Source organism: Streptomyces sp. Edi2 (assembly GCF_040253635.1).
GTDB lineage: Bacteria > Actinomycetota > Actinomycetes > Streptomycetales > Streptomycetaceae > Streptomyces.
Genome location: NZ_JBEJGX010000003.1, coordinates 3,080,876 through 3,092,754, shown reverse-complemented (window position 1 = coordinate 3,092,754; position 11,879 = coordinate 3,080,876). Strand labels below are relative to the sequence as shown.

7 protein-coding genes are annotated in these 11,879 nt (G+C 67.7%); 5 read left to right on the top strand and 2 right to left on the bottom strand.

Annotation, left to right across the window (positions count from 1 at the left end):
- Positions 1–570 precede the first annotated feature (570 nt).
- Positions 571–1,095, top strand: a complete 525-nt coding sequence (locus tag ABR737_RS16995) for an ATP-binding protein (RefSeq protein WP_350251012.1) — start codon at positions 571–573, stop codon at positions 1,093–1,095.
- Positions 1,096–1,527: 432 nt separating this feature from the next.
- Here ABR737_RS16995 and ABR737_RS16990 read toward each other — a convergent pair whose 3' ends face one another.
- Positions 1,528–2,922 carry an NsdA family TPR-like regulatory protein gene (locus ABR737_RS16990; RefSeq protein ID WP_350251011.1) on the bottom strand — a complete coding sequence of 465 codons (1,395 nt, stop codon included), beginning with the start codon at positions 2,920–2,922 and terminating at the stop codon, positions 1,528–1,530.
- Between the two features lie 793 nt (positions 2,923–3,715).
- Here ABR737_RS16990 and ABR737_RS16985 point away from each other — a divergent pair.
- On the top strand, positions 3,716–4,447 hold the full coding sequence (locus tag ABR737_RS16985) for a hypothetical protein (RefSeq protein ID WP_350251010.1): 732 nt from the start codon (positions 3,716–3,718) through the stop codon (positions 4,445–4,447).
- 75 nt (positions 4,448–4,522) lie between these two features.
- On the opposite strand, the gene ABR737_RS16980 is transcribed toward ABR737_RS16985, so the two are convergent.
- A complete protein-coding gene (locus ABR737_RS16980; protein ID WP_350251009.1) occupies positions 4,523–4,927 on the bottom strand; it encodes a hypothetical protein in 405 nt (134 codons plus the stop codon).
- A 1,034-nt stretch (positions 4,928–5,961) separates the two neighbouring features.
- Between ABR737_RS16980 and ABR737_RS16975 the strand changes: the two genes are divergently transcribed.
- The 3 genes from ABR737_RS16975 (at position 5,962) to ABR737_RS16965 (ending at position 11,870) form a co-directional block, all read left to right on the top strand.
- A complete protein-coding gene (locus tag ABR737_RS16975) occupies positions 5,962–7,593 on the top strand; it encodes an AfsR/SARP family transcriptional regulator (RefSeq protein WP_350251008.1) in 1,632 nt (543 codons plus the stop codon).
- Positions 7,594–7,728: 135 nt separating this feature from the next.
- A complete protein-coding gene (locus ABR737_RS16970) occupies positions 7,729–9,924 on the top strand; it encodes a TOMM precursor leader peptide-binding protein (RefSeq protein WP_350256813.1) in 2,196 nt (731 codons plus the stop codon).
- Positions 9,921–11,870 carry a TOMM precursor leader peptide-binding protein gene (locus tag ABR737_RS16965; protein ID WP_350251007.1) on the top strand — a complete coding sequence of 650 codons (1,950 nt, stop codon included), beginning with the start codon at positions 9,921–9,923 and terminating at the stop codon, positions 11,868–11,870. The genes ABR737_RS16970 and ABR737_RS16965 overlap by 4 nt, the downstream gene beginning before the upstream one ends.
- The last annotated feature ends 9 nt before the right edge of the window (positions 11,871–11,879 follow it).

Sequence of the window (11,879 nt, the reverse complement as noted above, 5' to 3'; positions counted from 1 at the left end):
CTGGGGCCGGGGCGTCCGCTCCTGTCTCCACCCACACCCCGGGCCGTACAAGAAAACCCACGAAGCCACGAAGCCAACAAGCCACGAAGCCGACAAGCCACGAAGCTGACAAGCCACGAAGCCGCGCAACCACGTAACCCCGAAATCACTCACCTCCCTCCCCACCTCACCTCTCTCCCCGCTTTCCTCATTTCACGCAAACGGATGCCGCAATTCCGAACCGCCGTGATTTCTGGTAGATTCTTGGCGCCCGGACTCCGGCACCCCTCGGCGCATTACCGGAAATTCCATTACCGGTAATGCGCAACCGTTTTTTTATGGTGATATTATTTCGCGTCGCCATATCCCCGCCCCGCTCCCGATGCCGCGCCGCGCGCCTTCCCGGGTGGACTTCCGAATGCTTGAATTATCAGGAAAGAGCGAGGTCAGAAAGCGGCCCGGTACGCACCGGAGGCGACGCGGCGCACTGCGAAGGCCGCCGCCAGGGCAGATCGAGGCGATGGCGCTGGCCGTGTTTCATGAGGCGAAAGCGGCATCGGGGTCCATGAGGCACGTACGAAAGGGGTAGTCATGTTACCCACCACAACGCATGCGGCCGAAGTTATGGTGACCGCCCGGCATATCGCGAACTGGCCCCGGGAAAGGGGCGCCTTGATTCCCGCCGACTGCTGGCGTTCCGTGCACTGCGTGGTATTTCGTCTGCCGGCGGTGAAGCGGGCGGTGCCGGTCTGCCGGAGCCTGGTCCGCGCCTGGCTCGACGGTCAAAGCATCCATGACGACGACACACGCTATCCGGTGTTGCTCGTCCTGTCGGAACTCTTCTCCAATGCCATTCAGTATTCCGCCAGCAGACACATCACCTGCCGGATATGGAGGTCGGAAAGCCTGCTGCACATCGAGGTGCACGACCGCGGCGGTACCCCGTCGGTTCCGCGTATGCGACGCCCGGGCCAGGCCCAGGAGCACGGCCGCGGCCTGGAACTGGTCGCCAAGTTCTCCTCGCGTTGGGGCCGCAGGACCGAGGCCGACAACGGCTGCACCGTATGGGCCGCGATACCGCTGACAACGGGCGTACGAAGCAGCATGGCGCCGTAACGCACACACCCCGGAACCGGCCCCGACGGCCGCCCGGGCCCCCACCCGGCGACGCGCCCTTCCGAAGAACGGAAGCCCACGCACTGCCGGAGCCCGCGCACCGCCGCAGCCCGTACACCGAGCCTCACCCAACCCCACCCCAAGCGGCGGGCCGACCGGCCGACCGGATCGCTACCGGTGACCGGCGACCGGTAGGCAACCGCCGCTGCGCCGCCCCCTCCGGGACGGCTCCCTACCGCCGACGGCCAGGCAGGCACCGGCTCCGCACCACCTCCCCGCGTGACGGAACAGCCGCCCGGCCGTCGGCACCGTACGACGGGTGCCCCGTCGGCTCCGCCTGACCTGTCGCCCCTCCACCCTCCTCCGCCGCCACGGGACGCCTCCATCCCACCGGACGCCTCCATCGGGCGCTTCCACCCCACCGGACGCGTGTCACCGGAGCACCCGTACACCGCTCTCCTGCACCAGGGCGTCCAATTCGCGCACCGGCTGCGCGTCACCGTACGGCCGCAGCTCATCCCTGAAGTCCTGCAGGTACCGCTCGCCGAGCGCCGACTTCAGCCGGCTGAGCAACGCCACCGCCTGCACGGCGGCCCGGCATGCCTCCTCGACGTCACCGGCCTGTACTAATGCCGAGGCGAGCAGCAGCAGATCAATGGCCCGGCGGCGCACCCGGGTCCGCGGGTGCCGGGCCAGCGCCTCCTCGGCCCGGCGCGCGGCCGGACGCGGCTGCTTGAGATCCCGGTAGCAGTGGGCCAGTTCATCCGCCAGATAGGCCCGATCGAAGTGTGCGATCCACTCGGGGCTTTCCCCCGGAACGACATGCCCCATGGCGTCCGTGGCCTTGTCCGCCAGTATTTTGCACATCCGCGCGTCCCCGAGCATGGCGTAGCCGCGGGCCTCGGTCGCGTAGAACATGGCCTGGGCGGCCAGCGGGGCCCGCCCCCGGGTGCCTTCCTGCGCGGCCCGCGCGAGCTGCACCGCTTCCCTGGAGCAGCCGGCGCCGATCGCGAGATGACTCAGACCGGCCGCCAGCACATAGCCGCCATAGCAACGGTCGTCCGCGGCCTGCGCGAGCCGCAGCGCCTGGATGTAATACCGCTGCGCCAGGCCCGGTTGCCCGGTGTCCAGCGCCGTGTACCCGGCGAACTCCGTCAGCCGGGCCGCCGCGGCGAACAACTGCCGCCCCGTCGTCTCGCCGTAACTCCCTTCCATCAGCCCGGACAGCACGCTGCTGAGGCACGAGACCACCACCGGCCGCACATACCCGCTGCCGACCCGGTGGTCGAGTTCGGCCAGCGCCTGGGTGGTCGCCCGCACCAGCTCCACATCGGTCATCCCCACCCGCGGCCCCAGCCGCCAACTGCGCGCCACCTGCGGGTCCGGGGAGCTGATCAGCCAGTCCCTGCTGGGTTCCACCAACGCCGAGGCGGTCATGGCGGAACGGGACAAAAGCCCCCGCGATTCGGCGTCCATATGCCATAGTTCACGGACCTGCTCCAGCGCGTCCTCCACGGTCGCCGCGAAGTGGAGCCCGACCCCGCACGTCACGCTGTTGCCGTTGGCCATACCGATCTCTTCCGTCGAGACCGTACGGCCCAGCCGGCCGCTCAGCGCCTCGGCGATGATGGCGGGAACCCGGCCGCGGGGCCGCTGACCGCCCAGCCACCGGCTCACGGAAGTCTTGTCGTACCGCAGATCCAGGTCCTGTGCCTCTCCCAGGACGTTCACCTGGCGGGCCAGGGCGGAGTTGGACAGCGAGGCTTCCTGGATGAGGGACCGCAGTCGCTGGTTGGTCTGACGCGCGACGAGTGGTCGGGCGGCCATGGTTCGCCTCCAAGCACATGCCGCCAACGCTTCACGTTGGCATATCCAGAGAGAACGGGATGGAACAGTCAATACCCAACAAGCGGGACTGAATCGCGATGACCAAAGTCAAGTAGCCACCTGGGCGTTGCGCCCAGTAGCGCAGGCGCACCCGGGGGCTCCATCCACCCCCCACTCACGCCGTACTGCCCTCCGCGCCCCCGCCACCCCCTCCAGCGCCCCCCTCCACCCGGCGCACAACCCACCCCACCGAGCGCCGGGCACCGGGCGGACGGCCTACGGCATGGACCGATGAGCCCTTGGCCCCGCCGCACAGTGACCGCCTGGATGACGGAAGACGCCAGAGGGGAGACGGCAGAGAGGAGACGGCAGCGGGGGAGACGGCAGAGGGCAAGGGGACAGGTGGCAGACAGCAGTTGACAGAAGAAACCGAGCGCCGTGCGCATCGATCACCGGCCCCAGCGGCCAGGCCGACGACTTGCTCGCCCCTTCACCGGGGACGGGCACAGCGCCACCGCCTCGCGCCACTGAAGCCCCGAGCGACCTGCGAAGCCGACCCGACCGGACCCGATCCGAGCCGCCCCCGGCCGACCCGAGCCGAGCCAGACGTCCCGAAGGCCCGAACACCCGAACACCCCCACGCCTACGGTGTACGAGGGCCGACCACGGATCACAGATCACGGCTCGCAGATCACGGAACACGGCTCACGGACCACGGACCACAGATCACGGCTCACGGACCACAGATCACGGCTCACAGATCACAGAACACAGATCACGGAGACCGCCACCCATGAGCGAGGAAACCGCACCCCTGCTGGATCCCCTCACGGATCTGTCCCGGCAAGCCGCCGCCTACGACTGGGCGGCCAACAGGGCGCTGACGCTGGACCAGCGCTACCGGGAACGGCAACTGCCTCTCCTCCACGACCGGGCCAGAGCACCCCTCGCGCCAGAAACCGGCACGGCCGAGTATTGGCCGCCCATACGATCGGCAGTGATCCCCATCGACAGCCGCAGGCTGGCTGCCGACCCCGGCATCACCGCCTTCCTCGACGACCTCCGCCGCAGCGACGTCGCCCCCCTCATCTGGTGGCCGGGACTGGCCTTACGGGCCGACCGCATGCACGCCACCCTCGCGGGAGGACTCGAAGGAAGCCCGGAACTCCTCGCACACCCGGCCCCGCCCATCGAAGTGATCGTCCGCGGGCCATGGATCGGCCGGTTCAACACGGGCAGGATCTACCTCCCCGTACAGGCAGCCGACGCGGAATCCGCAACTGCCCTCAGCCAACTGCGCACGCGGACCGGCGCACCCCACCGTCCCCTCCTGGCCGGCTACCTACAGCTCACCGACGACGTCACCGGCACCACCTACCGGCAACTCCACGACCTCGTCACCACCCACCGGAGCCGCATCGCCGTACGCCTACCACTGACCGAACTCTGGCTGATGGACACCATGGACGACCTGGTCCTCCGCTCCCACCTCACCACCCGCATCCCGCTACGAAACCTCTCATAGCCACGCAGAGGAGCCCCCGTCGGGCCGATGCCCGGCGGCCAGATGCGGGCGCCGGGCATCGTCCTCAGGTCGCCGTCAGTACTTGCAGTTCTTCAGCGCATCAGCAAGCGGCTTGGCGAACTTGTGGATCTTGTTGAGTGCCGCGCTCGGGTTGGCAGCATTCAGCTCGGCACGCATGGCCTTGACATTCGCGATGTACTTGGCGTACATCGCTTGGTGGTCCTTCGGCACAGTCGGCTTCGCGTCTTCCAGGATGCCGATCCAGCGGTCGAACGACTTCTTGACCTCCGCGACATTGTTGCTCGTCGAGAGGACGTCGAAGATCTTCTTCAGCTCGGTGCAGCTTGGCTTGGCCGCCTCGGCTCCGAGGCTGGACGCCTGGGGCGCTGGAGCCGCAATGGCGGTATTGGCTACCCCGGTCACGGCGGCGGCGGCGAGGAGTAAGGATGCTGCTGCCCTGACGGTGCTGCTCTTCCTCATGGTCTGTCTCCTGACTTGCTCTTACTGACTGCGTCCGGTTCTCTTACTCGACTCAGGTGATGGCGCAGGGCCACTGAGTCGCAGGGGCTCCGCACATTGCGGATGCACCCTGAGGTGGGTAGCGGAATTCCGTTCTGCGTATGCACCCAAGGCGTTTCGCTCATGGGGAACGCCGAACAATTTCGCTGCCCTCACACCGTTATGCCGGACGGCACTGTCAGTCGTCACGACTGATTGCTGACACCCCCCTCACAGATCACTGTCACCTCCGAAAACGGAGCGATGGACTTCGGATCGACCGACAAAAGAGACCCACTTGTCCTGGCTGAATACGGCTGGCGCAGGATGTGCGTCTTTCTCATTCAATGGGACCGTGACGGGCGGTCATGGCGAGTGGCGATGTGGCAGACGCCGCTGCTCGCGGGCGCTGCACGCAAGACCTGCGCCTTCTCCCCAGGTGCGCCACCGCAGTTCGGCCATGGGCGACGAGCCAGAATGGCTGATTCGATGGGTGGTCGGCGAGGGAGGGGCGTGCCGCTGTCGGCGTGAGTGCCTGGAGTAACTGATTCCGCAAAGCGAGCTGTTTAGTGGTCCACTAACGACAGCAGGGTCGGTTTCGACGAAGTGGACTGCCGTTCGCAAATAATTAGTCAAGGGGAGTTAATGTCGGGGGTGAGGGTTTAGGTGGAGGTGCCTGTTGAGCTGTGGATCTTCATCTCTGCGCCCGGATGGCTTCGGCATCGAACGTCTGTTGGGTGTGTTAGCGTCGCCTCAAGTGGCACGGGAGTTACGCAGGTGAATGCGGGAGGGGTTGCGTAGAGAGCCTGCGGATCTGTGAAATGTGTCGACGGGGGGATGAGTAATTGATGGTGCGTGAAGGTGAACCGCAGCTTGTGCAGTCGCGGTCCGCGAGACGGGATGTAGCGTGGCTTGGCGACGTCGGTGACGCTGTTTCCGGGCGGCGCGAGGCGAGAGTTCCACGTCCGTCTTTCCGGGTGCTCGGCCCGCTGAGTATCGGCGATGGGGCGGAATCTATGGTGATTCCCTCTTCCAAGCCGACAGTATTATTAGGGGCCTTACTTCTGCACGCCAATGAAACGGTGTCGCAGGAGTACTTGCGAAATGCCTTGTGGGGTGATGAGCGGCCAACTGCGGCCGGTGCTGCGATCCACACCACCATGCTGCGGCTGCGGAAGTTGCTGTACAAGTACGGGCTGGCTGAATCCGGTGGCAACATCGAGACGGTTCCTGGTGGTTACCGCATTTCCGCCGATGCCGGCACACTCGACCTGCTTGCCTTTCGTGAGGCCGTGCAACGGGCCGGACAGGCGGAATCGGAAGCCAGTGAGCTCGCGCTGCTGCGACGCGCCCTGAGCAACTGGCGGGGAGCCCCCGTAGCCAACCTGGTCTCGCCCGCCCTGCACGACGGAGCGGCGGCGGCCCTGGCGGAGGAACGGATCAACGCTCTGGCGCGATGTCACGAAATCGAGCTTGCGCTCGGTAACTGCGCCGTGATCACCCCTCAACTGCGCGCGCTTTCAGCCGAGTACAAGGGCAATGAGCAACTCACGGCCCAGTTGATGGAAGCGCTCTATCGTACGGGGCGACAGAGTGAGGCCCTTGCCGCCTACGATTCCATCAGCCGCTTTCTACGCGAGACCTTCGGGGTGGACCCCGGACCCGCGCTGCAACAGCTTCACCTGGCCATTCTCCGAGGCGAGACGTTCGCAGCCGCCACACCAACCTCTCGTCGTCGGACAGTGTTGGCCGCCCGCCCGCCCACTGACCTCAAGGATTTCACCGGACGTCGCACCGAGCTCGCCGAATTACAGGAGTTGCTGGTCCGCACCGGCACGCCCACCATCGTGGTCGTCTCCGGACTGCCCGGCGTCGGCAAGAGCGCGCTCACCGTCCGTCTCGCCCGGCAGCTGTGCGAAGAGCATCCGGACACCGGTTGGTTTCCTGGTGGGTGGCACTTCTTCGACGCTCGCCAAGGGGACCTGCAGGACGAACCCGCGCCCCTGGAACACGCCTTGATCGTGCTGGACGGGGTGCGGAGCAGCGACGAGGTGCTGCCGGCGTTGGACTGGGCGGAAGGGCACACCATTGTCATCACCAGTCGGCACAGTCTCGCCGACTTGGTGGTCAGCCGCGGGGCCGCCGTCTTTCGAGTGAAACCTTGGCGGAGAGAGGAATCACTGACCTTTCTCGCCTCCGTACTCGGTGCACGGTTGACGACAGCCGAACCGAAGGCGGCCGACGAGTTGGCTGCTCTCTGCGGAGACCACCCCCTCGCCCTGCGCATTCTGACAACGCGTCTGCTCCTGCGCCCAGGGCATGACCTGGCGTCGGCGGTGCGGGCAGCGCGCGCAGCCTCACCGGCCTCGCTGATGGTCGGCGGACGCCAGGGTGCTTCGGTCGGGCAGCGGTTCGACGACTATCTCGGCACCTTGCCCCCTTCCTGCGGTGAACTCCTGCGCGAGCTGGCCGCCGCTCGGGAGAAGAGTCTCTCCCTGACGGCGTGCGCAGCCATGCTCGGCCGCGCGGAGCGCGAACTACAGGACCGGCTCGACGAACTTCTCGAGGCCGGCGCGGTCGACTACCGCCCTGGTGGGCTCTACTGCATCCCCACCTTGCTGCGCAGTCACCTCATCTCCGGCAACTGACCAGCCGGCCAGACCATCCCCCGGCGCCCACCGAGCGCCGCGGGTGTTCATTCAGTGCACCCATTCATCCAGGCCCCACCGGGCCGAACCCAGAGGACCGCACGGTCCGGGAGAAAGGGACAGGCAGACGTGTCCATGCCACAAGCCATTCCGTTCGGCAACGCCCGTGTACGGATCAAGCGCGATGTGCTGTTTACGGAGACCGACGACGGGGTGCTCTTCCACAATGCGTCCGGCGGCTTCCAGCTCGCCGGACGCTCGGCCTACCGGTTCGCCACACTGATCGTTCCCCATCTCAACGGCGATCACACCGTGCGTGAGCTGTGCGAAATGCTCCCGACACCTCAGCAGCAGATGGTCAACACCCTGGTACGCATGCTCATGGACCGCGGACTGGCCCGCGACGTACCGCCCCCGGACGGTCAGGCCGCGATACCGCTCGAGCCGGCTGTCGTCGAACGCTTCACACCGCAGTTGGAGTACATCGACCACTACGAGGACCGGGCCGCACAGCGCTTCCACCGCTTCCGCACCGCCCAGCTGGTCGTTCTGGGCGAGGACATGATCGGCGGCTGGTGCGCGACGAGCGCTATCCGTAACGGCATCGCGGCAGTGCGATTCGCCGGACCGGCGGAGGCCTATGCCCAGGCCGTGAAGGAAGCCGGAGTGCTCAGCGAAGCCGGCTGCCCGGCCCGGGTGGAGCAGATCCCCGAACGCGACGGCTTGTTCGACTGGGAAGATCTCGGCGGTGCGGAACTGGTCGTGTGTACGGGTCGGCAGGCCCCTGCCCAGGTGATGCGGCTGCTGTCGCAGGGTGTCCCGCAGGGCAGCAGAGTGCTGCCGATGACCATGTTCGGTCACCGGGCGGTGGTCGGCCCACTCACCACCGGCGAAGCGGGCGCCTGCTGGTCATGCGCGATGCTGAGGCTGGGCTTCAACGGCGACTCAGCCGCGGCGGCCGACGTCTGGCGCGCGGTGACCACCGGCGGCGACCATACTGGAGCCCGACCCGGTCGGCATCTCTCCGCGATCCTTGGCAATCTTCTCGGCTTCGAGGCCTTCCGCGAGGTCTCAGGTGTCCTGCCGCCGGAGACCGAGAACTCCGTCATCGTGCAAGAGATCGACTCCTTCGATTCGACCCTTTCGGCAGTGCTGCCGCATCCGCTGTGCACCATATGCACCAGCTCTGGCCCCGGTCCGGACGAGGAGGTGGTCGATTGGCGGCGCATGAAGCTGACCACTTTGGTGGACTCTTCCGTTCCCTCACCCACCGACGAGGGGCCTGACCCGGCGGTCGAGGAGCTCGACGCGCTCACCGCCCGACTGGTCGGAGGCGCCAGCGGGGTCTTCCGCGAGTTCGACGACGACTGGCCCACTCAGCTGCCGCTGAAGGTCAGCCGGTTACGCTTCGGCTCCGGTACCGGACGCCGTCGGGTGATCACCGCCTTCGACCTGCACCATGTGGCCGGTGCCCGGATGCGCGCGCTGCGCGCTGCTGCCGGCGAATACCTCGATCTGGTCACCCCGGCGCCGGTGGTGCCGGCCGAGCACGCCCAGGGGACCGAGCGCATCGAGCCCGCCGAGCTGTCCACCTTCAGCGGCGTCGACCTCAGCGCCCAGCCCGCCGGGACGTGGTCCCGGGCCGCCTCTCTGATCGACGGCACCGAGGTGCTCGTCCCAGCCGCTGTGGTACGGCCGTACGCACCGTCCTGCAACCCGGCCGGCACTTTCACCGCTACCACGGCCGGGCTGGGCATGGGCACTTCTCCCGCGGAGGCTGCCTACCGCGGGCTGTACTCCGCGGTGGCCCATCTCGCTGTCACCACCGCTGTGCGTTCCGGCGCCGCCGTGCCGAGCGTTGCCCCGGAAAGCCTGGCCGACGATGCCGAGCTGGCCTTCCTGCTCAGCAGCGCGGAGAACCTCGGTGTCGCCGCCGAGTTGCTGTGGCTGCCCGGTACGGGGGCGGCCACCGTGCTGTTGGCACGCACCCGGGCAGCAGACGACACGCCATTGTGGGCTGTTGGTGCGGACGGCTCGCCCATCAGGGCGGCCCGGATCGCCTTGCGTGACCTGCTGGGGCAGTGCCAGATCCTGGCTGAGCGGGCGGAGGAACCGCCGGTCGGGCACAGGTTGATCGACTCCTTCGACCCGTATGCCGTACCGGTCGGTGAGGTCACCGCACTTGCGGAGTCGATTGTGGAGGTGCCCGCCGTACTGGAGACGTTGCGCACCACTGGGTACGAGCCCTACGCGGTCGCTGACGGATCCCCGGACCTGCGGCAAGCGGGCCTGCACGCCGTGCGGGTACTTCTCGCCGCCACCCGGTCATGACCGGGTCCGCGCTGCTGGCCCGGCAGGCCGAGTCGCACTCCGAGCAGGGCTGGGACGCACTGCGTACCTCCCTCGCTCCGGTTCTTGGTGAGCTCGGCCTCGAGGCCGACTTCGCCCGGCTCGGTGTCCGCGACGAGCTGGCCGCGCCACCGGACACCGCCACACACCAGTCCACTGTCGCCCTGCGGTTCTACGGGCACCTGGCCGTCCTCGGACCGGTGCACGGGCCCGGCGTTCCGCGCCCGTGCGGACAGTGCCTGAATCGCCGGTGGCAATCGGTGCGCAGCAAGGAACTTCGGGACGCGCTGGAGCTGGGCGGGCGCACCGTCGAGGTGAGTAGCTCGCCGTACTTCACCCCGTTCGCCGTCGAGGTCATCGGCCGGCTGCTGAGCCGGCTCGCCGCTGACCCGGGCCGGTGCGACAGCGATACCGCCGCTGCCTCGGCGCGAGTGGTGCTGCTGGACATGCGCTCGCTGCGCTCGCGCGGCTTCGTGCTCCTTGCCGATCCCGAGTGCCAGACCTGCACCGAGGTCATCACCGACGACGACCACTGCGCTGGTCTCGAATTGATTTCCTCGCCGAAACCGGCGGAGGACTCCTTCCGGTCGAAGTCACTGGACGAGCTGGAATTGGACGAGGCGCAACTGGTCAACCCGGTCTGCGGGGTGCTGGGGATCGCAGTGGTGCGTGAGCACGATTCGCCGACCACCGCCTCCACCTACGGACGGATGGACCTGCGCTCCGGCTCTTACCTGCACGAGACCTTCTGGGGCGGCCACACCCTCACCTACCGGGACAGTGCTCGGGTCGGTCTGCTGGAGGGGCTGGAGCGTTACGCGAGCATGCGTTCGCGGGCCCGCACCGTCGGCACCATGGCCAGCTTGCGGGAACTACGGGAGGCCGGCAGAAGGGTGCTCGACCCGCGCGCCTGCGGGATGTACTCCGAAGAGTTCTACCGTGCGGATCCGCGCCGGGTGGCGCCTTTCACCGACGAGCGCACCATCCCCTGGGTCTGGGGCCGTTCACTGCGGGATCGGGAACCCGTGCTGGTACCGGAGATGATCAGCTACTACCACTCGGCACCCCTGGCGGACCGCTTCATCCAGGAGTGCTCCAACGGCTGTGCCTCCGGCAGCACCTTCACCGAGGCGGTCTATTTCGGGCTGACAGAGCTCATCGAGCGCGATGCCTTCCTGCTTGCCTGGTACGCGAACCTGCAGCTGCCCGAGATCGACGGCACCACCAGCCGTTCGCCCACCACCCGCGGTCTGATCGACCGGCTGGCCCTGCACGGCTACCGCGCTCGGTTCTTCGACGCCCGGATCACCTTCGGGGTGCCCGTGGTCATCGCCGTCGCAGAGCGGACGGACGGCGGCCGCGGCACCCTCGCCTTCGGCGCCGGCGCCGGGCTCTGTCCGGAACAGGCACTGCGAGCCGCCTTGGTGGAGATCGCCACTGACGCGCCCCAGCTGCCACGCCGGGTCACCTGGAACCACGACCGGCTCGCGCCCATGGTCGACGACTTCGACCAGGTGCTCGCCCTGCACGATCACCCGTTGCTCTATGGGTTGCCCGCAATGCGGCGGCACGCGGAGTTCCTGCTCGGCGAACGCGGCACGCGCTCGATGGAGGAGACCTATGCCGATCTGGACCAGCGGCTGCGTCCTGCACCCGATCTGCGCCAGGACGTAGAGGCATGCGTGGGCCTGCTCGCCGAGGCCGGCTTCGATGTCATCGCTGTGGACCAGAGCCTGGAGCTGCAGCGCAGGCGGGGGCTGAGCACTGCTGGTGTGATCGTCCCCGGGCTGCTGCCCATCGACTTCGGCTGGTCCCGGCAGCGCGCGCTGCTCTCACCCAGGCTGCGCACCGCTCCCCGCGAGGCGGGCTTCGCCGATCGGGACCTGACCGAGGCTGACCTCAACCAGGCGCCGCACCCCTTCCCCTGACCGACGCAC